Origin of the sequence: Algoriphagus boseongensis, from assembly GCF_004362805.1 — a bacterium.
Taxonomy (GTDB): Bacteria; Bacteroidota; Bacteroidia; order Cytophagales; family Cyclobacteriaceae; genus Algoriphagus; species Algoriphagus boseongensis.
This window is the reverse complement of record NZ_SNYF01000005.1, coordinates 1,087,856-1,111,786: the sequence shown is the minus strand read 5'-3', so window position 1 is coordinate 1,111,786 and position 23,931 is coordinate 1,087,856. Positions and strand designations below refer to the sequence as shown.

The window sequence follows — 23,931 nt, the reverse complement described above, 5'->3', positions numbered from 1 at the left end:
ATGAGACAGTTATTGTTGGGCCTGGATATTGGGAGTAGCTCTGTAAAGGCTTCTCTTTTAGATGCTCAAACTGGTAAAGCCATCGCTTCAAAGGCATTTCCTGAAGAGGAAATGCCTATTAATGCTCCTGAATCCGGTTGGGCCGAGCAAGATCCTGAAATGTGGTGGAAGTATGTAAAAGAATCCACTGCCTTTATCTTCAAAAAAGCGGGAGTCAAAAAAGGAGAATTAAAAGGGATAGGCATTGCCTATCAGATGCATGGTTTGGTTTGTGTAGACAAGGACCAGAAAGTTTTAAGGCCTTCAATTATATGGTGTGATAGCCGTGCAGTAGCAATTGGTGAAAAAGCATTTGAAGGATTGGGAAGTGCCTATTGCCTTCCAAATCTTCTCAACTCACCTGGAAACTTCACTGCTTCCAAGCTACGCTGGGTAATAGAAAACCAACCAGAGATTGCTTCCAAAATCCATAAAATCATGCTTCCTGGAGATTATATTGCCATGAAGCTCACGGGTGAAATTTTGACTTCGGAAACAGGTCTTTCAGAAGGGATTTTCTGGGATTTTAAGGAAAATGACTTGAGTCGAAAATTGCTCAAGCAAATGGAAATTCCTGAAGTGTGGATTCCTAAGGCAGTTCCTTCATTTTCCATTCAAGGAAGAGTTACTGATTCGGCATCCAAGGAAACCGGAATAGAAGCCGGGGTTCCTATTTCATATCGAGCAGGGGACCAACCAAATAATGCTTTTTCTCTCCAAGTTTTAAAGCCTGGAGAATTAGCAACCACTGCCGGGACTTCAGGAACAGTATACGGAGTGGCTGATAAGCCTCTCTATGATCCTCAGTCTCGAGTCAATACTTTCGTGCATGTCAACCATTCACAGAAAAAGCCTTCCTATGGAGTTTTACTTTGTGTAAATGGCACTGGAATTCTGAATTCATGGCTTAAAAAACTCATGGGAGGTTCTCGGATTTCCTATGAAGAAATGAATAGCTTAGGTGGTTCTGTTTATGCTGGTTCCGAAGGATTGGTTTTTATTCCTTTTGGAAATGGAGTAGAAAGAATCATGCAAAACAAACCTGTTGGAGCTCACCTAATTGGCTTGGATTTGCTCAAGCATGACAAAAGACATGTGGTCAGAGCAGCTCAAGAGGGGATAGTTTCTGCCTTGACTTATGGATTTAGAGTGATGAAAAATATGGGAATGAACCTGCAAACAGTAAAAGCAGGTCATGCCAATATGTTTTTGAGTCCTTTATTCAGAAAGACATTTGTTCATATGAACCAGGTAAATCTGGAACTCTATGATACAGACGGAGCTCAGGGTGCAGCAAGGGGTGCAGGAATTGGCGCAGGAATATTTTCCTCTGAAGCTGAGGCCTTTGAGGGCCTTGAATTATTGGAAACTCTGGAGCCTAATCATAATTTTTTCGATTCCTATGAAGAGGTTTATCGAAATTGGGAAATGCAATTAAACCGACTAATCACCTCAGTTAACTAATTAAAAATCAATTTTACCTATTTACCTATTTATCAAAATAACCTAGAAAACCATGTCAAAGACTTATTTTCCAACTATTGGCAAAATTCAATTTGAAGGCAGGGATAGTAATAACCCTATGGCCTTTCGTTTTTATGACGAACACCGAATAGTTGCAGGCAAAAGCATGAAGGAACATTTCAAGTTTGCCATTGCCTATTGGCATTCCTTCTGTGGTACGGGTGGAGACCCATTCGGCCCGGGTACTATTGTTCATCCTTGGGATGCCAACCCTGATCCGATTCAAAGAGCCAAGGATAAAATGGATGCAGCTTTTGAATTCATTTCCAAGATCGGTGTGGATTACTACTGTTTCCATGACATCGATTTGATTGAAGAGGGTGGAAGCTTGGCTGAGTATGAGAAAAGAATGCAAATCATTACAGACTATGCTTTGGCAAAGCAAAAAGAGTCTGGAATCAAATTGCTTTGGGGTACTGCCAATGTTTTCAGCAATCCACGCTATATGAATGGCGCGTCTACCAATCCTAACTTTGATGTTTTGGCTTTCGCAGGAACTCAAGTAAAGAATGCAATTGATGCAACCATCAAATTAGGGGGTGAAAATTACGTGTTCTGGGGCGGTAGAGAAGGATATATGTCTCTTCTTAATACGGACATGAAGCGTGAAAAAGAGCATTTGGCTCGATTCCTCACCATGGCAAGAGATTATGCAAGAAAGAATGGATTCAAAGGAACTTTCTTTATTGAGCCGAAGCCTATGGAGCCAACCAAGCATCAATATGATTACGATTCAGAAACTGTAATTGGATTCTTGAGACATTTTGGATTGGACAAAGACTTTAAATTGAATATTGAAGTAAACCACGCGACTTTGGCTGGCCATACGTTTCAACACGAACTTCAAGTAGCAGCTGACGGTGGTTTCTTGGGTTCCATCGATGCAAACCGAGGAGACTACCAGAATGGTTGGGATACCGATCAATTTGCTTTGAATCTTCAGGAACTGGCAGAATCCATGTTGGTGATTTTAGCAGCCGGAGGCCTTCAGGGCGGTGGTGTAAACTTCGATGCAAAAGTTAGAAGAAACTCTACCGATCCTGATGATCTTTTCTTGGCACATATCGGAAGTATGGATGCATTCGCCAGAGGTTTGTTGATTGCAGCCGATATCATGGAAAAGTCGGACTATTTGGAAAGAAGAAAAGTCAGATACTCAAGTTATGACTCAGGAAACGGAAAAGCTTTTGAGGAAGGAAAACTTACTCTTGAAGATTTGAGAAATCATGCTTTCGCATCGGGTGAACCAAAACAGATTTCGGGCAAACAGGAGTATTTCGAAAATTTGATCAATCGGTTTATTTAACCGAACTTAAAGGGAGGCTCAGTTCTCCCTTTTTTATTAACCCATTTGCTATGAGGAAATATATCTTACTATTCTTGGTCATCCCCTTGTTTATTGCCTGTGGTGGATCCAAGCCAGAATCTGAAGTAAGCTTTCCCAGATTGATTTCTGAAGGAATGGTGATTCAGAGGGATCAGGCAATCAGTCTTTGGGGTAAAGGGATTCCTGGTGAAAAAGTCAGAGCAAGTTTGGCAGGAGCCATTGGAAGTACCACAGTTTTGGAAGATAGTACTTGGAAGGTTTTACTTCCTCCACTACCTGCAGGAGGGCCTTTTGATCTGAATGTCAACATACAAACAGTTAAAAATATTTATGTAGGAGATGTTTGGATTGCAGGAGGTCAATCGAATATGGAATGGCCTTTAAAGTCTGGAGTGGTAGGAGCGGAAGAGGAATTTAATCTTCAGGAATTCCCAAACATCCGTTTTTTCAAAGTTCCAAACGATTATAGTGCTGTTGAAAAGTCGGATGTTTCCGGGGGAGAATGGAAAGTAGCCAATGCTGAAAACCTACCCGATTTTTCTGCGGTGGCCTGGTTTTTTGCCAAGAAAAATAGTTTAGAAAAAAACGTTCCGGTAGGAATCATAGAATCCAATTGGGGAGGAACTCCCGCAGAAGGCTGGACCGAGGCAAAGGTTTTGGCCGCTATACCTGAAAGGTCCTATACCGAAGAAGCTAAAGAAATGGTGGAGAATGCTCCGAAATGGAAAGAGGTCTTTGCTGAGAATGAGAAGCGAAGGGAAATGAGAAATATTTTAGTGAGAAGACCAGATTCACTCAAAGCCGGTGAAGTAGCCTCAATAGCTTATGCAGAATCCGGCTGGTCCACTATCAACCTTCCCAAGGATAATCCCATGGAGCACATTGCTTGGGTTAGAAAAAGGTTTAATCTGACTTCTACTGATGATTTGGTTTTAGTATTTCCCAGAATAGATCAAATGGCCTATCTCTATATTAATGGAGTTCAAGTTCATTATAAAGATTGGGGAGCTGGAATGCCGGATTTGAAAATACCTGCTGACATTCTTAGAAAGGGCCAAAATGTTTTAACTATTCGGGCAGTGAATACCTGGAATAATAGGCCTGCTTTGGGAGAAAAAGACCAGATGTATTTCATTCAAAATGGTAAGAAAATTAATCTGGAAGGGACTTGGAGCTATTCGAATTCGATAGTTGAACCCCAGCTTCCACCCGTAGAATTTTTCAATTGGAAAGCAGGAGTGATGTTTAATGCCATGATTGCCCCATTAACCAATTATCCGATAAAAGGTGTGATTTGGTACCAAGGAGAAAGCAATGCTGGAAGGCCTGAGGAGTACAAAGAATTATTCTCTACCATGATTTCCAATTGGAGAGCAAGATGGAAAATAGGTGACTTCCCTTTCCTATTTGTTCAATTGGCCAATTTCATGGAGAGGCTAGATATCCAGCCTGAAAGTAATTGGGCTTACCTGAGAGACGCACAAACTGCAACTTTGGAATTACCAAAAACCGGAATGGCGGTAATCATTGACATCGGAGAAGAGAAGGATATTCATCCAAGAAACAAAAAGGATGTAGGAGAAAGGCTTTGGCTTCAGGCTGAAAAAGTGGCTTTCGGAGGTAGGAATCTTGCTTCAGGGCCAAAAATTGATAGTATTTACCGAACTGAGAACGATTTAAAACTCCTGTACTCCGAAATTGGCGATGGCTTAAAACTTACTCAAGGTGATTCTGTCAAAGGTTTTATTCTTGAATTGGAGGGAGAAAAATTTGAATCAAATTGGGGGAAGATTACTGGCAAAAATGAAGTGAGCATTCAATTGTCTCCAAATCAAAATCCCATCGGAATTAGATACGCTTGGGCGGATAATCCAGAAGTCAATTTGGTAAACTCTATTGGTCTTCCTGCCTGGCCATTTAAAAAAGGCTTGTAAATCAAAAGGTCTGAAATTTTCAGACCTTTTGATTTTTAATTATCTATACTTTCGACCAGGTCTTTGGCTTTTGCCATTTCCTCTACTTGCTGTTGAAATTTTGGATTTGCAGGCACTTTCACCACATTTTCCAGGAATTCAATCGTGCTGAAAAGTACCCCTTGCCAATCTTCTGAGGTGATGGACGAACCAATCACATGGTCACCAGCTTTTGGAAAGGCTACTTCTTTTTTTAATTCATTAGGCGTTCCAACTTGGGAGTACATTTCCAGCATTTTTGGTACGGAAACCACAAAATCTTGCTCTTTGTCGTTTTTGTAGTAGTATCCTAGAAATAAGGGTTGATGAATTTTTTTAAAAGTAGTTTCATTCATTTCGCTGTACATCAAAACCCCTAAGCTTTCATAGGCATTCATGTGCTGGACTTCCGACCAATATTGAGCTTTCTCCCCGGTTCTTTTCATGTCCATGACTCCGTTTTTGGTCATGGTTTTTTCCATTACTACTTTAGACCAAGGCTTGAATAGGGCTGACAACCGCTCTCCATTGTCCCGAATTGCTGGAGAATAAAGGACTACTGCAGCGATATCAGGTTGCTGGCTAGCTAAAAGAAGGGAAAGAGCTCCACCCATAGAAGTTCCTACAACAATGACTGAATCCCCTAGGCTTTTGCCTATTTGATAGGCCTCCCCGGCTGCATCAGCCAATTTTTGAGCAGTAAGGTATTCCATCCCGTTTGCTCTTCTTATTCCGTGATCAGGTAGTCTGGTGACAAATACATTTGCCCCAAAATGCTCTCCTAGAAACCTGTGAACTGGATCACCTTCCATAGGACCGGCACCAAATCCATGGATGTAAATAATTGAATAAGGAGTTTTTCGCTTGTTTAAACTATCAGCCCATTGGATATAGGCCTCATTTCCCGGTTTTAATCCGATTACGGTGTCCTCTCTGGTCCTGACATAATCTTCTAAATCAGCTAACCTCGTAGGAACTTCTGGGAAATTTATCGTCAAGCTTTGGGTTTCCACTTTTGGCCCAAGCATGTAAACGATAAGTAAGATCATTGCCAAGGCAAAGAGGAAAAGAAATATTTTTTTCAGCATGTTAGCTAGTTTTTAGAACAGGAGAGGAGGAATCAATAAAATACCTGCTTCCATTTTTCAAAAATAAGAAGGTCCTGGTTTTAAGTTGAGAAAAATTTTGAGGGGTGATTTTTAAAATACTTCCGAAATAAACTGAGATTCCTTCGAAAACCCTTAATTCTGAAATCTTTTTTCCTTCTGTAGTCTCTAATAAAAATCCGATATCAGTGCCTACAGGCAGACCTGCAAAGGGTTCCAAGAGAATTACAGAAATATTCGAGATGTTTCTCACTGTGTAGGTTGGAATGCAGCTTAGCGCAAAGGATCTTCCAGGTAAAGATCCAATAGAAGCTCTTTCTTTTGCCTGAAACTCCAATTCAAAATTGAAACTGAAATCCTTTAATAAAACCGTATCTGAAGCTGTAGAATACCTTTGGTTGGTATAGGGTCCGTAAAAAACTTGCTTGATTCCTATAGCGTCTGCCTCGGTGGGTAGGGGGCAACCTTCAATGTAATACTCATCTTCTACACAGGAGGAAAAAGCTAAAAGGAAACAATAGCCTAAGCTAATAGCTAAGGTCAAAGCCAATTTTTGGAAAAGAGAATAGCTAGGTACCTGAGTTTCCATATCCTAAATTTACAATTTATGAATGGATTCAAAACTTGAGAATTTCTAAATATGAGGTAGCAATTAGTTCACTATTTGCGTATTTAGGGGTAAAAATTAATCCAACTATGAAAAAACTTTTCCTAATTCTCATTTCATTCTGTTTGGGCTCACTTTCCATGGCTCAAGAAACCACAGTTCCTTACCGGTCAATTTTTGTAGAGCTAGGAGGAGCGGGGCTTCCATACAGCTTTAATTATGATTTCAGGTTTGACAAAACTCGAATGGATTCTTGGGGTATGCGTGTCGGAATGGGTGGGTATGCCACCTCGAACGATTCATTTTTTTCTTTACCAGTAATGGTAAATAAGCTCTATGGAAAAGGTCCTCATTATTTTGAGATTGGATTGGGAGCTACCTTCTTTGCCTATAATGAGGAATACAATTCCTATTGTAGTGATGGCTTCATAGATTCCAATGGGAATTTTATCTGCAGGAGCTATGAATATGATTACAATTATATTTTGCCGGTAGATGGATCACCAAGCCTAATGGGGACAATGAACTTTGGCTATAGAAAAATCCCCGTAGATGGAGGCTTTACTTGGAGAATCAATCTGACACCGATCTTTAATAACAACGGATTCTGGCCATTGTATGCCGGAGTTGGATTTGGCTATGCATTCTAAAAATTGATTTTGATCAAAAACATGAATCTTAGCGGACAAAACCTGTACGGTCTCGTACAGGTTTTTTGCTTTCAAGTTCTTGATTTTAAAAAGGTTGAAAATTTTTAAAAATTAATTTTCACTAATTCTTCTTGATTCGTGTAACCTTGGTTTTTAAAGATTTTACTTCGGATTGTCCGCTACTGTTACAAGATTTCAATGGTTTTCCCATGATCGACCGTTTTTTCAAGGAAAATTCCAATTCTTAGATTAACGCTGGATTGATATAACTTTTAAAAAACCTTAATACTACTGGCACAATCGATTGCGAAAAATAAGAATGATTTTCTGTTGGTACGCGCTTCGCAGATAGGAAAGCACTAACCTAAACCAACAAACTATTATGAAAACGTTATTAACATTCGCACTTGCAGGAGCACTTTCTATCAGTAGCCTTGCCGCATTCGGAGCCGACGACTTGAGAGCAAACTCAGACGTAAAGGCAAATTTCAAAAAAGTAAACGTCCTTCTTAAAGAAGGTGTGGGAGATGCCAAAGTTGCCATTTATGATCCCAATGGCAAAAGACTTCATCAACAAAAAGTCCATGTAGAAGGACAGGATGTAATTATCCCTTACAACTTGACAGAACTTCCTTGTGGAGAATATAGAGTTGAGATTTTGACTGATGAGGAAAAGGTGGAATATACAGTTGCTACTTTTGAAAAGCCTGCTCAACCTATTCAAGCGCCTTTGGTAGCTTATGGAAAGCAGATTTCTCCAAATACTGTCAATCTAACTGTCATCGGATTGGAAGAGCCCGGCGTGGAAGTGACTATTAAGTATGCCAATAGCAATAAGATTATTACCTCAGAAGAAATCAATCAGCCTGAAGGCTTTCAGAAAAATTACCAACTAAAAGGAGTTTCTCCTGAAGATGTGTATTTCGAATTGAAAGATTCCAAAGGTAGAGTGAAGACAATCTTCTTTGAATAATTTAAACCCCAGCCTTTGAAAGAAAACCCGGGAATTATCTCGGGTTTTTTTATGCCTGAAATTTGGGTATTTTTGCGCCTCTATTGAAAACACGAACGAAATGAAAATCACGGAATTTTTAAAGCACAATTACCGACATTTCAATGCAGCAGCTTTGATCGATGCGGCGGAAGGATACAAAACCCATTTGAATGAAGGTGGAAAGATGATGGTTACCCTCGCAGGTGCTATGTCTACTGCCGAATTGGGAATTTCTTTGGCTGAAATGATCAGACAGGACAAGGTTCAGATTATCTCTTGTACCGGTGCAAATTTGGAAGAGGACGTATTTAATCTGGTAGCTCATGATTATTACGAGCGTGTACCAAATTACCGTGAGTTATCTCCAGAGCAAGAGCAGGAGCTTTTGGATCGTCACATGAACAGAGTAACTGACACTTGTATTCCAGAAATGGAAGCGATGCGAAGAATCGAGAATGTTATTCTTGAAGAGTGGGTTAAAGCTGATCAAGCCGGTGAAAGCTATTTTCCGCATGAGTTTTTCTATAAAATCCTTCTTTCCGGAAAGCTGGAAGGATCTTACCAAATTGATCCTAAGAATAGCTGGTTATTGGAAGCAGCTAAGAAAAATCTTCCAATCATCGTTCCAGGATGGGAAGACTCCACACTTGGAAACATGTACGCAGGTCACGTGATTTCTGGTGATGTGAAAAATGTTCATACTGTTAGAAGTGGAATTGAGTACATGATGTTCTTGGCTGAGTGGTACACAGCTAATGCAACTGAAGAAAGTAAAGTTGGATTTTTCCAAATTGGCGGGGGAATTGCAGGTGATTTCCCTATCTGTGTGGTTCCGATGTTGCATCAGGATTTGCAGAGAGATAGTGTACCTCTTTGGGGATATTTCTGCCAGATTTCCGATTCGACTACTTCTTATGGATCTTATTCTGGAGCAGTTCCAAATGAAAAAATTACTTGGGGTAAACTAGGACTGGATACTCCAAAATTTATCATTGAATCTGATGCAACGATCGTAGCACCACTGGTATTTGCCATTGTGCTGGATCAATAATTATGAAAAATAATAATACCCTTAATCTTAAAGCAAGCAGCCTGGTGTTGCTTGCTTTTTGTTTGCTTACCACCCTACAGGCTCAGGAAATCAAATCTCTTTCCGGTGCAAATTCCCCAAATGACGACACCAATCCGGTTTGGATAGGAAATAATACGCTATTATTTACCCGCGCTTTTCACCCAGAAAATATCGGCGGAATTTCAGATCCAGGTGATATTTGGATGACTCAAAAAGATGATTCCGGAGAATGGAAGACTGCGGTTCATAGAGCGGATTTGAGCAGTTCTGGGTTTGATTTGGCCTTGGGATTAGAAGACGTTTTGACCTTGCTTATTCTAAGACAGGAAAATAACCGAGTTTCAATTCATCAGTATTCCAAGTTTGGAATGGATTGGAATTACCTCAGGAGGGTTAATTTTCCAGAGGTCCAGATCAAAAGTGGTTTCGCTTCTGGAAGAGTCTTAGAAGGAGGGAAGCAAATTCTGTTTTCAGCCCATCTGGAAGGTAGCTTCGGAAACGAAGATATTTATGTTTCGGAAAAATCAGGACCTGTGGAGTGGTCAACTTTGCAAAGTTTGGGTCCTGTGATCAATGGAAAAGGTCAGGATATAGGGCCATATTTTAATTCCCAAAAACAGGAGCTTTTCTTCTCTTCAAACTCCCATCTTGAGGCAACAGGAAAGGACATTCTCATTTCCAAGAAGATTGGCAACACTTGGCAATCTTGGAGTTTGCCGGTTAAATGGGAGCAAATAAGCTCCAGAGGTTCAGAGGCTTCTGTGACTTTGGTAGAAGGAAAAGAAGTTGTTTGGACCAGTACGCAAAATAGTGACGGCTTTGCCGACTTACTTACTTTTGCCACTCCTGTGCCATTGATTTTACCAGAGGAATTTGAAGCACCTAAGCTCCCGGAAAATATTCAGGCGCCAACCGAAATAAAAAGGATTACAATTCTCGAAGAAACTCAAGTTCCTGAAAAAATGGTGGAGAAGGAAGAAGTAATTCCCGTCCAAATTATTGAAAAAGAACCGGCTTTAACCTGGACCATTGTGGACAGAAAGTCAAAAGTTCAACTAACCACATATCAATTAATTGCAATTTCAGATAGCCAAGAATTTCCGATTATGGATTCGATTTTTCTTTCGGAATTAAAGGAAAAAGACTTACTAGCTATCAAAATTTCCGCTTCAGGTTATTTTCCGCTACAAGTGCCAATTTCTCTACTGACTGATAAAACCTCGAATATGGTTCAATTGACTAAAGCTGAACCTGGAAGTATTGTCCTTTTAGAGAATGTAAATTTCAAAAGAGGAACCTCAGAATTGGAGGAAGACGATACGCAGTTGATTTTGGATGACATTGCAAAATTTTTGAATGAAAATCCTGAATTGAAGATCAGAATTAACGGGCATACCGATAATGTGGGTGATCCGGGCCTGAACAAGCAATTATCGCTGGAAAGAGCGGGAAGCGTGAGAGACTTTTTGGTTTTTAAAGGAATTGAATTTGAGCGCCTGAGAATATCAGGTTGGGGAGGAACCCGGCCGATTGCTTCCAATGTGACGGAGTCGGGTAGAGCTAAAAATCGACGAGTCGAATTAGTAGTTGAAGATTAACAAAAACAAAGGCTTCCAAATTTTGGAAGCCTTTACTTTTAAAGAGAATAACCTTCTCGATAAGTCCTTTTTACAAATTGATTTGCTGGATCAAAATTGGTGATTTTCATATTCGCACCATCCCAAACCAGTTTGATTCCTCTGCCCGGATAATCAAATTGATTATCTGAACCTGTTCTAGGAATCCGGTAATCATAGCTTCTAATCGCGAGATTTCCCATCAAAACAGATTCTGTCAGTGGACCAGCTACGGAGAATGGAGAGCTTAGTTTTTTGAATTCCTCAGATCCATGTCCCGCAATACAGGCTTCTACCCAATTGTTGTAATGGCCACTAGAACCTCCCGGTACTCTATATTCCGTTTGTGGTAAGGAGACATCTTTGGTTCTTGAGGTTGGAAGTAATTGTGGATTTGCACCATAGGTAGAACACATCATTTTTCCTTTGGTACCTTCTATGATTACTCCGTTTCCTCCATCACCCATCATTTCATTTGGCCCCAATTCCTCAGGTCTGGTAGGCTGGATACCTCCATCCATCCAGTGGAATTCCAATTCTTCTTTTCCCGGTCTTTCAAATCTTAAGGTAATGTGGGAGGAAGGAGGGCAGCTATCTGGAAAATAGCCTCTCTGGAATTCACCAACATAAACTGATCCCACAGAGCATTCTGCTGATGAGGGATATCCTAGTCCTAAAACTCTAAATGGCGGTTCCATGATGTGACAAGCCATATCTCCCAAAGCGCCAGTTCCGTAATCCCACCAACCTCTCCAGTTGAAGGGTACTAAATTTCCCACGTAGTCTTTATATGGAGCTGTACCTAACCAAAGATCCCAGTCCAAATCAGCAGGAGGGGCGATAGGAGTACTTGGCCATGGAATACCTTGAGGCCATACTGGCCGATTGGTCCAGGTCCAAACCTTAGTTGCTTCTCCGATTAATCCAGCATTATACCATTCCACCATTTGGCGGACCCCATCTCCAGAAGAGCCTTGATTACCCATTTGAGTGACCACCTTGTATTTTTCAGCAGCCTCAGTAAGCATTCTAGCTTCATAAATATCATGGCTCATGGGTTTTTGAACGTAGACATGTTTACCCATTTTCATGGCCATCAAAGCCTGTACTGCATGCATATGGTCTGGTGTAGAAACGGATACGGCATCAATGTTCTTTTCCTCTTTTTCAAGCATGATGCGGTAATCCTTGTAATAGTTTGCCTTAGGATGAGCCTCTCTACTTTGCTTTGCCCTGGTATCGTCCACATCACATAGGGCAATCATATCCACTTTTCCTGAGCTAAAGATTCCTCTTACATCTCCAGCACCCATGCCACCTACTCCTATACTGGCTACTCTCAATCGATCACTGGGGGCGATGAATCCTGGACCGCCAAGAACATGCCTTGGTACTATAAAAAATCCTGCTGCGGCAAGCGCAGAGCCTTTTATGAAATTTCTCCTAGAGGCTAGTTGCTGGTCTGGTTTGTTATTTTTCATGGGTTTGGGGTTTTGATGCAAATTGATCTATTAAAATATCAAAAGATCATTTTTAAATAATAGAAAATATGCTGAAGGTTATTTTTTCGATTTAAAGTCAAATCATCGAGAAAAAGCTAAGTAAGCAGTTTATTTAATTTATTCCATTTTTGGAAAAAAGATTTTTAAAATTTTTAAGTAAGTTTGACCAAAATCAGATCTTATGAAAAAATCAATATTAGGACTGGCTTTGGGATTTTCATTTCTCTTGGTCGGTTGTAAAAAAACACCTCAATTGAGCGAAGCAGGAATAATTCCTATTCCTCAGGAGATCACTAATGGCTCTGGAGCTTTTGAACTCACCTCAGCTTCTGGAATTATGCTGGTGGGTAAAAGTGAAAACTTGACCAGAATAGGTGAATTTTTGGCTGAAAGCCTAAGAAAACCAACAGGTTTTGATCTTCCTGTTTCTTTTGATTCAGGCGAAATTGTTTTGGAATTAACCGGAAGTGAATCATCAGAAGCATACGAATTAGAAATTACTGAAACTGGTGTTAAAATCACCTCCTCAGGTGAGGCAGGCTTGTTTTATGGAATTCAATCATTTCTCCAATTGTTTCCGGCTGAAGTAACCAAAGCTGGAGTTCAGTCAGTTTCTTGGAAAGTTCCAGCCGGAAAAATCAAGGATCAACCAACCTTCGCCTACAGAGGGTCTATGTTGGATGTTGCCCGTCATTTTATCTCTGTAGAAGACGTGAAGTTTTTTATTGATCAAATGGCAACCTATAAGCTAAATTATCTCCATTTGCACCTAACTGATGATCAAGGCTGGAGAATTGAGATTAAGTCTTGGCCAAAACTGACAGAAATCGGAGGTTCCACTGAAGTTGGTGGTACAGAAGGCGGCTTCTATACCCAAGAAGAGTATAAGGAATTAGTGGCTTACGCAGCAGAAAGATTCATTACTGTAGTTCCTGAAGTGGATATTCCAGGTCATACCAATTCGGCTTTAGCATCTTATGCAGAATTAAATCCTGGAGTCAATCTTCCTGATGGAGATTTGACCACAGTAAATAAGCAGGATTTGGATTACGAAATGCCAATGAAAAATCCTCAAGCTTCGGAGCTCTATACCGGAACTGAAGTGGGATGGAGTACATTTTCTTCAAGACTTGAGTTGACTTATGCCTTTGTGGATAGTGTGGTAAGGGAAATTTCTGAATTGACCCCAGGACCTTATTTTCATATTGGAGGAGATGAATCTCATGTAACTGAAAAAGACGATTACGTCTATTTTGTGGAGCGAGTTCAGGACATTGTTTCCAAGTATGGCAAAACTAGTATCGGTTGGGATGAGATCGCGACTGCAAAGCTTCTGCCGGGAAATGTTGCTCAATTCTGGGCAAAAGAGGATAATGCTAAGTTGGCGAAGGATCAAGGAAATTTGGTTTTGATGTCCCCGGCTACCAAAGCTTATCTCGATATGCAATACGATAGTACTACTCGCTTGGGGCTTCATTGGGCCGCTTATATCGAATTGGACTCTGCCTATTTGTGGGAACCTTCTGAATTTGCGGATGGAATAGCTGCTGAAAATATTTTAGGTGTTGAGGCTCCTTTGTGGACTGAAACCATCACGAATCGAGAAGATATCAATTACATGGTCTTTCCAAGGCTTCCAGCTCTTGCGGAGGTTTCCTGGACAGCAAAATCTAATAGAAATTGGGAAAGCTTCAGCAAAAGGGTTGCAATCCACGGAAAACGCTGGGATAATCAGGGAATTGGATTCTACCGATCTCCAAAGGTCAATTGGTAATTTTATTCAAAGGCCCGAGGAAATTTACCTCGGGCTTTTTCATTTTAGTTTAAAAAATATTTTTTTGGTTTTGGTAAATATTGAACCTATTATCGAAATCAAATTCAATTACCAAAGCACTTTCAGATGGAATTCATGGGCGACCTAATTGTCAATTTTAGTAACTGGATATGGGGCCCTCCGATTTTGGTCCTTTTATTAGGAGGAGGAACTTACTTTTTCATCCATTCAGGATTTATTCCATTTCGAAAAATGGGCTATGCAATTGGCTTATTAAGTGGAAAATATGATGATGATTTGGCTCCGGGTCAAATTTCCTCCCGACAGGCCCTTTCTGCCGCTATTGCCTCTACGGTTGGTTTGGGAAATATTTCAGGAGTGGCGATTGCCCTAAATATGGGCGGGCCGGGAGCGATATTTTGGATGTGGATTGCTGCATTTGTGGGTATGGCTACCAAGTTTTATACCTGTTCACTGGCAATCATGTATAGAGGTCATGATTCAGCAGGAGTAATTCAAGGAGGTCCCATGTATGTGATTGATAATGGAATGGGAAAGAAATGGAAATTCTTGTCCTATATCTTTTGTATTGCTGGGGTAATTGGGCTTTTGGCGATTTTTCAGGCCAATCAACTTACAGCGGTAATTCAAGCCGTTCTTTTGGAACCTGATACCATTGAAGAAACTGAAAGGAATCGATGGATAATTGGCATTATATTGATGTTGATGACAGCGGCTGTAATTCTAGGAGGGATTAAAAGAATTGCGGCTGTGGCTTCAGCGATGGTTCCATTTATGGTTGGAATTTATTTCATTACTGTAATCCTGATCGTATCTAAGTTTTATTCCGGAATTCCAGATATGCTGGAGTTGATTTTTGTAGATGCTTTTACCGGAAATGCGGTCATGGGAGGTGCGGTTGGATCCGTGATTATTGTAGGTGCCCGTAGAGCAGCTTTTTCCAATGAAGCGGGGATTGGGACCGCACCTATGGTTCATGGGCAATCCAAAAACAATGAACCTATTCGCGAAGGCTTGATTGCCATGTTGGGGCCATTTATTGATACAGTGGTTGTTTGTACTTTGACTGCTCTTGCCATTTTGCTTACAGGTGTTTGGGAGACAACAGAAAATGACGGAGTGAAGTTGACTTTATCCGCCTTTGAATTAGGTATTCCAGGAATAGGCAAGTATCTGTTGATGCTGTCTGTTTTGGTATTTGCTCTTTCTACCATGTTTACTTATTCCTATTATGGCCATAAGTGTATGAATTACTTATTTGGAGCTGATAAGGCGGATTACTACAATTACTTCTATTTGATCACGATTGTGGTAGGAGCAGTGGCTTCGTTGGAAGTGGTAGTGAGTCTTGTAGATGGAATGTATGCCGTGATGGCTTTCCCAAATATGATTGCGGCCATATACCTAGCACCTAAGGTCAAAGCAGCTACCAAGGATTATTTTGCAAGAATGAAGCAAAAGCAGCTATGAGGTTTTTGGTTGCCCCAAATGCTTTCAAAGGAACTTTGGACGCTACGATGGCAGCTAATGAAATTGCTCATGCGATCCAAAAGGAATATCCTGATTCAAAAGTTGAAATTCAGCCCGTAGCTGATGGTGGAGATGGTACTTGTGCTTTGCTCATAGATTCTTTAAATCTTGAAAAGATTTCTTGTCTCACCCTAGACCCTTTGGGTAGGGGAATTAAAGGAGAATTTGGGTTTGACTCTTCTCAAAAGACATCATATCTGGACGTTTCCACAGCTTCTGGAATTGCTTTATTAAAGGAATCTGAGAAAGACCCAACCATTACTTCCACCTTTGGTACTGGTCTTTTAATCAAAAAAGCCATTGATCTTGGGGCAAAGGAAATCTTCTTAGGGCTTGGAGGAAGTGCTACAGTGGATATGGGTACAGGAATTTTAGCTGCTTTAGGAATTGAATTTTTAGATGAAAAAGGGAGAGCTATAAATCCCATTTCTCCTGGCTTTTTAAGTAAAATCAAGCATATCCAAATCCCTCCGAATCTTCCAAAAATAAAGTTTACCCTTCTTTGTGATGTAAGGAATCCCTTTCTAGGTCAAAATGGAGCAGTCAGAGTTTTCGGTCCTCAAAAAGGCATTTTGGAGAAAGACTTGGATTATTTTGAAGGCGTTTGTAATCAAGTTCTTGATTTATTTAAGGCAAAGAAAAAGAGGGATTGGAAGGATAAAGAGGGGTTTGGTGCAGCTGGTGGAATTGCCTTAGGCTTGGATTTTTTCTTTCCTGTTTCCATTGAATTTGGGGCTACTTATTTTTTTGAAATGGTAAAAATGGAGGAAAAAGTCAGCGATGCAGATTGGATTATCACTGGAGAAGGGAGATATGATAGTCAAAGTGATCAGGGTAAGGCTAGTTTCGAGCTACTTCAACTCGCCAAAAGAAAAGGAAAAAAAATCGCTTTAATTACTTCGGGAAAAGATGCCCGAATGGCTGGCTTTGATCTTGTTTTCGAATTACCAGACTTAGATTTCTCTTCAAAAAATGTCAAAGAAAAAGCCCTTGAAAATTTTAAAAGGCTTTTGCGGGAAGAACTTTCAAAAAAGCTATTTGATTAAACCCTTCTGTAATCTCCTTTCCAGTCTTGAATACTTGATTTGATATCTTTTGGAGAAAGTTTTTTACTGATTGCTTTTTCAATTAGCCCGAGAAGTTCACTGTCACTTGCAAATCTGAGAGCCACGATTTGTCCCATTTTTAATTGATTTTCAAGTTTTTCAAAGGATTCTCCTGTCAAGTGGAAATATCTCATTCTTATTTCACCAAGAATAATTCGATTTTGAAGATTTAGGGCATAAATCCTTGCCAAAAAAGGCAGTAAAACCAATATGATAGCTCCAATCAAATTATAAACTCCATCCCAAAGACCTTGTGAGGTCGAAAAGTCCCAATTATAAATTGTCCATCCCAAATAAATCAAGGTAAGTGGAGTGAGGATGAAATGATGGAAAGGATAATACCTTACGTGGTTCTTGAAGTTTTGCTTTTTCATGATAAATGGGGTAAAAAAAAAGGAGGTAAAACCTCCTTTTCGATTGAATATCAATTAATTAATGTTCAGCTTTCTTTTTCTTAGAGAATGTCTTTCTAGCATCGTAGGCTGAAAGACCAGCTCCTAGTCCGATAAGAATACACACAATTAATAGGAACAGTTGAGCTCCTGACATAATTGGTGAGCTGAAAATATCTAGTAGAATCATGATGTTTGCTTTGAATTTCAGAAGATGGGCGAAGATAAATCTGACTATGGAAATAACCAAAGATCAGTCCCGAATCTTTACCGGAAGATTTTAATCTAAATCATCAAAATCATCTTCTTCTTCGAAGTCATCATCCTCGAAATCTTCTTCCTCCTCATCGAAGTCCACAAAGTTGTCATCGACGAATTCGTTTTCTTCCTCGAGATCATACTCGTCCTCGAAATCATCTTCAAATTCATCCTCTTCTTCGAAGTCGTCTATTTCGTCGAAATCTTCTTCAAAATCCTCCATAGTTTGTTTTTTAAAGGGTTTTAATGATTGAACGGTACGAAATAAGGCAAAAATTTAATTCCATCAATACAGAGGTCTTTAATTTTTTTTCAGTTTTTAGAATCTTCGTTCTTTGCCTTTGTTCTAATCCAATTTACCACAAGTTTTTATTTATGAAATAATCTTATTCCAAAGATTTTACCTTTTTAATTGAAAAAGTTTCCTGTTATAATCAATAAAATGGAATTCAATTCAGTCTTTCATTGACCTATTAATGCACTTGATAAATGTCTTTCTAATTTCTTTTTGAAATGGGGTGGGGGCAAAAAAAAACTGACCAGAGAGTCAGTTGAATATTGTTTGGATATACTTCTTTATCAAAGGTTTTGATAAATAATCCTTGACTATTTGGTATTGGCTTGCTTTGTTGATATCTCTCTCGTCTACCGAGCTGCTCAAAATGTAAATCTGGGCTTGATTATTTTCAGGATGAAAATTATCCAAAAAATCCCAACCTGTCATTTCTGGCATATTAAGGTCGAGAAACAAATAATTAGGATTAATATCAGTAATCTCCTCAAGGGCTCTTTTGGCGCTTTGATACTTAAAGAACTGACAAGGTTCCTTCACATTTTTGGAAATAAGCTTCTCCGTCACAAATGTGCTTATTGGGTCATCGTCTATGAGAACTATTGTCAACATCAAAATGCAAAAATTTGGAGTCGAAATGCATTAATAATTATTCAAAATTATCATGTTATTCCGAATTGACAAATACTTTGCCAAAAAAATTGTACTTATTCAATGAATATTGGCTTTGGGGTTGAACTTTTCTTTGTTTCTGAGCAAATCGAAGAACATTTTAAAATCTGAGGCAAGACTGTAAAGGGGATACTGAAAGGTTGCGGGCTTATTTTTCTCAAAGAAAAAGTGACCAACCCAGGCAAATCCATAGCCCACAAAGGGTATAGAAATTAACCAACTATAATTCCCCGTAGCAATAGCATAGATGAGAATTACGAAAATCAAACCAGTTCCTATAAAATGGAGAATCCTACAAGTGGTATCTTGGTGCTCTTCTAAATAATAGGGGTAAAACTCCTTAAGCGATTGGTGTTTTTTTGAGTCAGTCATTTTGGATTTTATTAAGGGTTAGAAATGTATCAGTAACTTTTTCGAGTGACTTTAGGACTTTGGTTTTTAGGGATTTTGGATTAGAAACCTCAGTAACCGAAGTTAAGGTCATTAAGTATTTATCTTTCTCCGGATCAATGAAATCTACAATGACTTGAAGCAATTCATAATTTGAAGTACTAATTCTAGGCTGATTAAAACTACTATAAGGATTGTATAAAAATGGGTCATAGATCCTGTATCCCCAGTAAGGATAAGGATTTCTATAATTTACTACTTCCCGTTGCCTAGAATCTTCATTGGAATGAAATCGAATAACGACGTCAGGCCTTTCCCTATCGTACACCATTCCAGCTGCTTCAAGCCGGGCTTGAAGTTCCTCCTTTACCAATTCATCAATAAACTTATCTTCGAACCCCTGCATTTCGAGTTCCTTGTTTACAATTACAAAGGATTGATAAGGCTTTGCAATTGGGATTTCAGAGTTTTCTTTAAAAACTTCTATAGAGCTACATGAATTAAGAAAGGCCACGAGTACTAGTAGAATGCCGAATCTAGAATTACATTTCATAGGGGTGATAAATACGGAAGTCAGACTTCAGGAATGAATTTAATTTTTCTTTCTGAACGAAAAAATAGAAGGAATAGTAACAAGAATTTCTTGCCTTAGGTAAGGAATACTATTTTTGACAAAACACGATTATGAGTAGACCTGATTTTGACGATATTTTCATGGAATTGGCGGTAAATCTTGCCAAGCGTTCCCATTGCATAAAAAAACACGTAGGTGCTGTATTGACAAAAGACACCCGAATTATTTCCATCGGGTATAATGGTCCACCTGCAGGAACTCATAACTGTGATGTCGAATTTCCTGAACATGGATGTGCAAGGGATTCCAAAGGAAGTTGTTCCTTGGCTCTACATGCTGAGCAAAACGCTATTCTTTATGCCGTTAAAAACAATACCTCAGTTGATGGTTCTACGCTTTATGTAACTCTAGCACCCTGTCTTCCTTGCGCAAGAATTATATTTTCAATGGGAATTTCGAAGGTTGTTTACCTATTTTCCTATGCTGAGTATAAAGGAATCGGAAGCGATGAGGGGGTGGATTTCTTGAAAAAATTCGGAGTTAAAGTAGACCGATACTCCAAAGAGTTAGTGGTTCAGGACTCTTTGATTTAAATGAAATTCACCTCTGGATTTAAAGCTATTCCAAACTTTTCTAAGATAGACTTTTGGATTTTTTCTGAGAGATCCATGATTTCTTTTCCTATTCCATTGCCATAGTTTACCAATACCAAGGCTTGTTTTTCATGAACTCCGATATCGCCAAGACGGACTCCTTTCCATCCTGCCTTTTCAATTAACCACCCTGCGGGAACTTTAATACCTTCCTCGTTTGGATATCCTGGGATTTCTGGAAATTGAATTTTCAGCTTTTCGTATTGAGCAATTGGTATAGTTGGGTTTTTAAAAAATGACCCAGCATTTCCGATTTTTTTCGGGTCGGGGAGTTTTGATTCTCTGATTTGGATTACAGCCTCGCTAACGGCCTTAATGCTTAATTCCTGAATACCTTTCTCGGCTAGAGTTTCCTTAATAGCCCCGTATTCAATGTGAAATTTGGGTGTTTTATTCAGTTTAAAAGTCACCGAAGTGATAATGTACCTGTCTTTTAATTCATGTTTGAATACACTTTCCCGATAGCCGAATTTGCAAGCTTTGGAATCAAAAGAATGGATTTCAAGAGAATTTCTTTCCAAAGCTTGAAGACTTTGGAAAACTTCCTGAATTTCTACCCCGTAGGCTCCAATATTTTGCATTGGGGAAGCTCCCACAGTTCCTGGGATTAAAGATAAATTCTCCAGTCCAGCCCAACCCTTTGAAATGGAATACATAACCCATTCATGCCAGATTTCTCCGGCCCCAACTTGTACTAAAATCTCTTCCTCAGATTCAGAAACAACTTGAATCCCTTTTAATTCGACTTTCAAAACCAGTCCAGGAAAATCCTTAGTCAAAAGAATATTACTTCCACCTCCTAAAACCAAAACCTCCAGATTCTGGGATTTTGCCCAGGTAAGAGCTGCTTTCAAATCTTCAAGTGTTTTTGCGGAGGAAAAAAATCTGGCCTTTTGATCAATTCCAAAAGTATTGAATGATTTAAGGGAAATGTTTTCTTGTATATTCATGGGCCCAGTCTTCTGATGCGAAATAAACAAGAAAATGGGCAAACTGAAATTAAAATTATGTCCCTCGTCTTGAATTCATGAGAGAAGTTCAGATAAACGGAGTTCGTGTCCGACCTGGTCAGGCTGTAAATATTGAATTACCAATTGCCAAACTTCCTACCCACACGCTTATTGATTTGCCCATATTTATCAGGTCATCAAAGGAGGATGGACCTGTGATTTTGATCTCAGGAGGCGTTCATGGAGACGAAATAAATGGGGTAGTCACGGCTAAAAAAATCCTGGAAGAATTCGATAGTGGGCTTACCTTATTGAAAGGAACATTGATTATAATTCCCTTGGTAAATATCTACGGGTTCCTTTCAAATAGCCGAACCTTCCCTGATGGTAGAGATCTCAACCGAAGTTTTCCAGGAAATAAAAAGGGTTCTTTAGCCTCAAGGATTGCATATATCATGAGTTCTGAAATAATTCCACAGATTGACTTTGGAATTGATTTTCATACAGGTGGAAGGATGCTGTCCAATCATCCCCAGATTCGGGTGGATTTCAAGGATAAGGCTGCTCTGGAGTTAGCTAAGGCCTTTGGGACTCATTTTGTTGTCAATTCAAAGCATATTGAAAAGTCATTCAGGAAAACTGCCTTCAATGCCAAGAAGCACTTATTAGTCTATGAAGGAGGAGAATCCATGCGGCTGGATAATTATGCTATTGAAGAAGGAATTACTGGAACAAAAAGGCTGCTTCATCATTTAGGCATGATTGATTTTGACCAGGCTTCAAAAGACACTGTTGTGTTGAAAGAAAGTGAATGGACCAGAGCTAAAGCTTCAGGGATCTTTTATTCCTCAGTTCGGCTAGGGGATTTTGTGAGAAAGGGTGAAATCATTGCCAGAATCTCGGATCCTTATGGGCAGGTGGTAGTTCCAATAAAAGCAGCTACCAATGGGCATGTCATTGGTCTCAATAACAATCCGGTAATCAATGTAGGAGATGCGGTAATCCATCTCGGGAAGGAATAAAAAAAGCGCCATTTGGCGCTTTTTTAGGATTTGGATTCTTTAGCTAAAGTAAGCTCTCAATCCATCTAATTTTTCTACTAATTCTGCTTCCACCTTTCGGTATTCTTTTGGATCAGCGATGGGAGCATGTACGGAGAAGTAATATTTTATTTTTGGCTCTGTACCTGAAGGACGCGCTGAAATTTTACTTCCATCAGCCAAATAAAACTGCATTACATTCGACTTATCCATATCCAGCTTTTCAACTTGGCCAGTTTTAACATGGGTAACGGTTGAGTTCTTCACATCGATGATCTTTACCACCTCAGAACCGTTCATTTCTTTAGGTGGATTAGTACGGAAGTCTGCCATCAATTTTTGGATTTGTTCGGCTCCGTCTTTTCCTTTTTTGGTAACTGAAATCAAGGATTCCTTGTAAAAACCGAATTGGCTGTAGATTTCTGCCAAAACTTGGAATACATTTTTGCCTTTGGTTTTGTAGTAAGCAACAACCTCTGCTACCATTGCGCAGGCGCTGACTCCGTCTTTATCCCTGACAAAATCCCCAACCAAATAGCCATAAGATTCTTCACCGCCTCCAATAAACTTCTCTTTTCCTTCCAAGTCTCTTATAATAGCAGCTATGTTCTTGAAGCCGGTAAGTACATTGAAACACTTTACTCCAAAACCAGCAGCAATTTCATTGATCAATTCTGTGGTCACAATGGTATTGACCATGAATTGCTTTCCATTCAATTTTCCGGATTCCTTCCACTTAGACAGCAAATAATAGGTCAACAAGGTGCCCGTTTGATTTCCATTCAATAATTCAAATTCACCCTTTTCATTAGGAACCACAGCAGCATATCGATCCCCATCCGGATCGCAGGCCAAAACCAACTCAGCACCAACTTTTTTACCCAATTCAATAGACAGGGTCAAAGCCTCAGCTTCTTCTGGATTGGGGTAAATAACTGTTGGGAAAGTTCCGTCAGGCTCGATTTGCTCTTTTACGACATGGACATTATCAAAGCCGAAAGTCTTTAATGCCGCGGGTACCATTTTGCCTGAGGCTCCATGGATAGGAGAAAAAACTATCGGCATGGATTTCTGGGCTTCGATTTCAGATTTTGAAAGACTTAATTCCCTAACCTTGTCCAGATAAATTTGATCAAAATTTGACTCGATATAATGAATTAAGGAATCGTCCTTATTCCAGTTCACTTGGTCGAAAGAGGTAATTTTCTGGACCTCTTTGATAATGTTAGTGTCGTGAGGGGCTACCACCTGAGCTCCATCTTCCCAGTAAGCTTTATATCCGTTGTATTCTTTAGGATTGTGGGAAGCAGTAATCATTACGCCTGATTTGCAACCGAAATAGCGAACTGCAAATGAAAGCATAGGAGTAGGGCGCATTTCCCTGAAGTAAAGAACCTGGATCCCATTTGCTGTTAAAACATCAGCTGTGGTTTTAGCGAATAGCGTATTATTGATTCTACTGTCATGGGTAATAGCAACTTTAATTACCTGGCCCGGAAAGCATTGAAGAAGGTAGTTTGCAAGGCCTTGGGTAGCCATCCCTACCGTGTACACATTCATGCGGTTGGTACCAACTCCCATCAAGCCCCGAAGTCCTCCGGTGCCAAATTCAAGGTCTTGGTAAAAAGAATCCACCAATTCAGTGGGGTTTTCGGCGATTAATTTTTTGATGCTGACTTTAGTTTCAGCATCTACATTTCCATCCAGCCAACTTTGGGCTCTAGAAAGGATTGCAGGGTCGATAGAACTCATGTTTTTTCAAAAATTTCAGTTGGAATCTAAGATATAGAAAATGTCAAAAATTGCCACGAATCTTAGAAAATAGAAGGGATTTCAGGTGGAATTCCTCTCTTGGATTGACCTGCCCAAGCCTTAAAATTTTTTTACCTA

Annotated in this window: 22 protein-coding genes; 12 read left to right on the top strand and 10 right to left on the bottom strand. The window is 39.7% G+C overall.

Annotation, left to right across the window (positions count from 1 at the left end; all coding sequences use genetic code 11):
• The 3 genes from DFQ04_RS04875 to DFQ04_RS04865 are packed head-to-tail and all read left to right on the top strand — an operon-like array spanning position 1 to position 4,824.
• The gene (locus tag DFQ04_RS04875; RefSeq protein WP_133553243.1) at positions 1-1,503 is read left to right on the top strand and encodes a xylulokinase; all 1,503 of its coding nucleotides are present in this window, start codon (positions 1-3) and stop codon (positions 1,501-1,503) included.
• Positions 1,504-1,555: 52 nt separating this feature from the next.
• Positions 1,556-2,869: a xylose isomerase gene (xylA, locus tag DFQ04_RS04870; protein ID WP_133553241.1), complete on the top strand. Its 1,314-nt coding sequence runs from the start codon at positions 1,556-1,558 to the stop codon at positions 2,867-2,869.
• Positions 2,870-2,919: 50 nt separating this feature from the next.
• Positions 2,920-4,824, top strand: a complete 1,905-nt coding sequence (locus tag DFQ04_RS04865) for a sialate O-acetylesterase (RefSeq protein WP_133553239.1) — start codon at positions 2,920-2,922, stop codon at positions 4,822-4,824.
• A gap of 35 nt (positions 4,825-4,859) precedes the next feature.
• Here the strand turns inward: DFQ04_RS04865 and DFQ04_RS04860 are convergent, their stop codons facing one another.
• Both DFQ04_RS04860 and DFQ04_RS04855 read right to left on the bottom strand, forming a co-directional pair.
• Positions 4,860-5,930, bottom strand: coding sequence for an alpha/beta hydrolase (locus DFQ04_RS04860; RefSeq protein ID WP_133553237.1), 1,071 nt, complete (start codon positions 5,928-5,930; stop codon positions 4,860-4,862).
• A gap of 1 nt (position 5,931) precedes the next feature.
• A complete protein-coding gene (locus tag DFQ04_RS04855) occupies positions 5,932-6,537 on the bottom strand; it encodes a hypothetical protein (RefSeq protein WP_133553235.1) in 606 nt (201 codons plus the stop codon).
• 107 nt (positions 6,538-6,644) lie between these two features.
• Here DFQ04_RS04855 and DFQ04_RS04850 point away from each other — a divergent pair, with 107 nt between their 5' ends.
• The 4 genes from DFQ04_RS04850 (at position 6,645) to DFQ04_RS04835 (ending at position 10,869) form a co-directional block, all read left to right on the top strand.
• Complete coding sequence (locus DFQ04_RS04850) at positions 6,645-7,205, top strand: hypothetical protein (RefSeq protein ID WP_133553233.1); 561 nt, start codon at positions 6,645-6,647, stop codon at positions 7,203-7,205.
• A 382-nt stretch (positions 7,206-7,587) separates the two neighbouring features.
• Positions 7,588-8,178 (top strand): hypothetical protein, encoded by a 591-nt coding sequence (locus DFQ04_RS04845; protein ID WP_133553231.1) that lies wholly within the window; start codon positions 7,588-7,590, stop codon positions 8,176-8,178.
• A gap of 100 nt (positions 8,179-8,278) precedes the next feature.
• Positions 8,279-9,250 carry a deoxyhypusine synthase family protein gene (locus DFQ04_RS04840; protein WP_133553229.1) on the top strand — a complete coding sequence of 324 codons (972 nt, stop codon included), beginning with the start codon at positions 8,279-8,281 and terminating at the stop codon, positions 9,248-9,250.
• 2 nt (positions 9,251-9,252) lie between these two features.
• On the top strand, positions 9,253-10,869 hold the full coding sequence (locus DFQ04_RS04835; RefSeq protein WP_133553227.1) for an OmpA family protein: 1,617 nt from the start codon (positions 9,253-9,255) through the stop codon (positions 10,867-10,869).
• 38 nt (positions 10,870-10,907) lie between these two features.
• Here DFQ04_RS04835 and DFQ04_RS04830 read toward each other — a convergent pair whose 3' ends face one another.
• Entirely contained in the window at positions 10,908-12,368 is a 1,461-nt protein-coding gene (locus DFQ04_RS04830; protein ID WP_133553225.1) for a Gfo/Idh/MocA family protein, read from the bottom strand.
• A 202-nt stretch (positions 12,369-12,570) separates the two neighbouring features.
• On the opposite strand from DFQ04_RS04830, the gene DFQ04_RS04825 reads away from it, so the two are divergent.
• The 3 genes from DFQ04_RS04825 (at position 12,571) to DFQ04_RS04815 (ending at position 16,760) form a co-directional block, all read left to right on the top strand.
• On the top strand, positions 12,571-14,163 hold the full coding sequence (locus DFQ04_RS04825; RefSeq protein WP_133553223.1) for a beta-N-acetylhexosaminidase: 1,593 nt from the start codon (positions 12,571-12,573) through the stop codon (positions 14,161-14,163).
• Positions 14,164-14,298: 135 nt separating this feature from the next.
• The gene (locus DFQ04_RS04820; RefSeq protein ID WP_133553221.1) at positions 14,299-15,654 is read left to right on the top strand and encodes an alanine/glycine:cation symporter family protein; all 1,356 of its coding nucleotides are present in this window, start codon (positions 14,299-14,301) and stop codon (positions 15,652-15,654) included.
• The gene (locus tag DFQ04_RS04815) at positions 15,651-16,760 is read left to right on the top strand and encodes a glycerate kinase (RefSeq protein WP_133553219.1); all 1,110 of its coding nucleotides are present in this window, start codon (positions 15,651-15,653) and stop codon (positions 16,758-16,760) included. Before DFQ04_RS04820 ends, DFQ04_RS04815 begins: the two co-directional genes overlap by 4 nt.
• On the opposite strand, the gene DFQ04_RS04810 is transcribed toward DFQ04_RS04815, so the two are convergent.
• From DFQ04_RS04810 to DFQ04_RS04790, 5 genes are all read right to left on the bottom strand, one after another.
• Positions 16,757-17,194 (bottom strand): DUF6526 family protein, encoded by a 438-nt coding sequence (locus tag DFQ04_RS04810; RefSeq protein WP_133553217.1) that lies wholly within the window; start codon positions 17,192-17,194, stop codon positions 16,757-16,759. The genes DFQ04_RS04815 and DFQ04_RS04810 overlap by 4 nt on opposite strands.
• A gap of 298 nt (positions 17,195-17,492) precedes the next feature.
• Positions 17,493-17,693: a hypothetical protein gene (locus tag DFQ04_RS04805; protein ID WP_133553215.1), complete on the bottom strand. Its 201-nt coding sequence runs from the start codon at positions 17,691-17,693 to the stop codon at positions 17,493-17,495.
• Between the two features lie 324 nt (positions 17,694-18,017).
• Positions 18,018-18,374 carry a response regulator gene (locus DFQ04_RS04800; protein ID WP_133553213.1) on the bottom strand — a complete coding sequence of 119 codons (357 nt, stop codon included), beginning with the start codon at positions 18,372-18,374 and terminating at the stop codon, positions 18,018-18,020.
• A gap of 99 nt (positions 18,375-18,473) precedes the next feature.
• Positions 18,474-18,806: a DUF962 domain-containing protein gene (locus tag DFQ04_RS04795; protein WP_133553211.1), complete on the bottom strand. Its 333-nt coding sequence runs from the start codon at positions 18,804-18,806 to the stop codon at positions 18,474-18,476.
• Positions 18,799-19,377 carry a DUF4136 domain-containing protein gene (locus tag DFQ04_RS04790; RefSeq protein WP_133553209.1) on the bottom strand — a complete coding sequence of 193 codons (579 nt, stop codon included), beginning with the start codon at positions 19,375-19,377 and terminating at the stop codon, positions 18,799-18,801. Before DFQ04_RS04790 ends, DFQ04_RS04795 begins: the two co-directional genes overlap by 8 nt.
• Before the next feature lie 131 nt (positions 19,378-19,508).
• Between DFQ04_RS04790 and DFQ04_RS04785 the strand changes: the two genes are divergently transcribed.
• Positions 19,509-19,991 (top strand): deoxycytidylate deaminase, encoded by a 483-nt coding sequence (locus tag DFQ04_RS04785; protein ID WP_133553207.1) that lies wholly within the window; start codon positions 19,509-19,511, stop codon positions 19,989-19,991.
• Here the strand turns inward: DFQ04_RS04785 and murB are convergent.
• Positions 19,988-21,001, bottom strand: coding sequence for a UDP-N-acetylmuramate dehydrogenase (murB, locus tag DFQ04_RS04780; RefSeq protein WP_133553205.1), 1,014 nt, complete (start codon positions 20,999-21,001; stop codon positions 19,988-19,990). The two genes, DFQ04_RS04785 and murB, sit on opposite strands and share 4 nt — an antisense overlap.
• Before the next feature lie 77 nt (positions 21,002-21,078).
• Between murB and DFQ04_RS04775 the strand changes: the two genes are divergently transcribed.
• Positions 21,079-22,023, top strand: a complete 945-nt coding sequence (locus tag DFQ04_RS04775; RefSeq protein WP_133553203.1) for a succinylglutamate desuccinylase/aspartoacylase family protein — start codon at positions 21,079-21,081, stop codon at positions 22,021-22,023.
• 39 nt (positions 22,024-22,062) lie between these two features.
• On the opposite strand, the gene DFQ04_RS04770 is transcribed toward DFQ04_RS04775, so the two are convergent.
• Positions 22,063-23,793: a phospho-sugar mutase gene (locus DFQ04_RS04770; RefSeq protein WP_133553201.1), complete on the bottom strand. Its 1,731-nt coding sequence runs from the start codon at positions 23,791-23,793 to the stop codon at positions 22,063-22,065.
• Between the last annotated feature and the right edge of the window lie 138 nt (positions 23,794-23,931).

What these genes read in the sequence shown, in the direction of transcription:
- DFQ04_RS04845 (WP_133553231.1), top strand. Translation starts at nt 7,588, where the DNA reads ATGAAAACGTTATTAACATTCGCACTTGCAGGAGCACTTTCTATCAGT.
- DFQ04_RS04850 (WP_133553233.1), top strand. Translation starts at nt 6,645, where the DNA reads ATGAAAAAACTTTTCCTAATTCTCATTTCATTCTGTTTGGGCTCACTT.
- DFQ04_RS04865 (WP_133553239.1), top strand. Translation starts at nt 2,920, where the DNA reads ATGAGGAAATATATCTTACTATTCTTGGTCATCCCCTTGTTTATTGCC.
- DFQ04_RS04795 (WP_133553211.1), bottom strand. Translation starts at nt 18,806, where the DNA reads ATGACTGACTCAAAAAAACACCAATCGCTTAAGGAGTTTTACCCCTAT.
- DFQ04_RS04835 (WP_133553227.1), top strand. Translation starts at nt 9,253, where the DNA reads ATGAAAAATAATAATACCCTTAATCTTAAAGCAAGCAGCCTGGTGTTG.
- DFQ04_RS04830 (WP_133553225.1), bottom strand. Translation starts at nt 12,368, where the DNA reads ATGAAAAATAACAAACCAGACCAGCAACTAGCCTCTAGGAGAAATTTC.
- DFQ04_RS04790 (WP_133553209.1), bottom strand. Translation starts at nt 19,377, where the DNA reads ATGAAATGTAATTCTAGATTCGGCATTCTACTAGTACTCGTGGCCTTT.
- DFQ04_RS04855 (WP_133553235.1), bottom strand. Translation starts at nt 6,537, where the DNA reads ATGGAAACTCAGGTACCTAGCTATTCTCTTTTCCAAAAATTGGCTTTG.
- xylA (WP_133553241.1), top strand. Translation starts at nt 1,556, where the DNA reads ATGTCAAAGACTTATTTTCCAACTATTGGCAAAATTCAATTTGAAGGC.
- DFQ04_RS04805 (WP_133553215.1), bottom strand. Translation starts at nt 17,693, where the DNA reads ATGGAGGATTTTGAAGAAGATTTCGACGAAATAGACGACTTCGAAGAA.
- DFQ04_RS04860 (WP_133553237.1), bottom strand. Translation starts at nt 5,930, where the DNA reads ATGCTGAAAAAAATATTTCTTTTCCTCTTTGCCTTGGCAATGATCTTA.
- DFQ04_RS04800 (WP_133553213.1), bottom strand. Translation starts at nt 18,374, where the DNA reads ATGTTGACAATAGTTCTCATAGACGATGACCCAATAAGCACATTTGTG.
- DFQ04_RS04840 (WP_133553229.1), top strand. Translation starts at nt 8,279, where the DNA reads ATGAAAATCACGGAATTTTTAAAGCACAATTACCGACATTTCAATGCA.
- murB (WP_133553205.1), bottom strand. Translation starts at nt 21,001, where the DNA reads ATGAATATACAAGAAAACATTTCCCTTAAATCATTCAATACTTTTGGA.
- DFQ04_RS04770 (WP_133553201.1), bottom strand. Translation starts at nt 23,793, where the DNA reads ATGAGTTCTATCGACCCTGCAATCCTTTCTAGAGCCCAAAGTTGGCTG.
- DFQ04_RS04875 (WP_133553243.1), top strand. Translation starts at nt 1, where the DNA reads ATGAGACAGTTATTGTTGGGCCTGGATATTGGGAGTAGCTCTGTAAAG.
- DFQ04_RS04810 (WP_133553217.1), bottom strand. Translation starts at nt 17,194, where the DNA reads ATGAAAAAGCAAAACTTCAAGAACCACGTAAGGTATTATCCTTTCCAT.
- DFQ04_RS04815 (WP_133553219.1), top strand. Translation starts at nt 15,651, where the DNA reads ATGAGGTTTTTGGTTGCCCCAAATGCTTTCAAAGGAACTTTGGACGCT.
- DFQ04_RS04820 (WP_133553221.1), top strand. Translation starts at nt 14,299, where the DNA reads ATGGGCGACCTAATTGTCAATTTTAGTAACTGGATATGGGGCCCTCCG.
- DFQ04_RS04775 (WP_133553203.1), top strand. Translation starts at nt 21,079, where the DNA reads ATGAGAGAAGTTCAGATAAACGGAGTTCGTGTCCGACCTGGTCAGGCT.
- DFQ04_RS04785 (WP_133553207.1), top strand. Translation starts at nt 19,509, where the DNA reads ATGAGTAGACCTGATTTTGACGATATTTTCATGGAATTGGCGGTAAAT.
- DFQ04_RS04825 (WP_133553223.1), top strand. Translation starts at nt 12,571, where the DNA reads ATGAAAAAATCAATATTAGGACTGGCTTTGGGATTTTCATTTCTCTTG.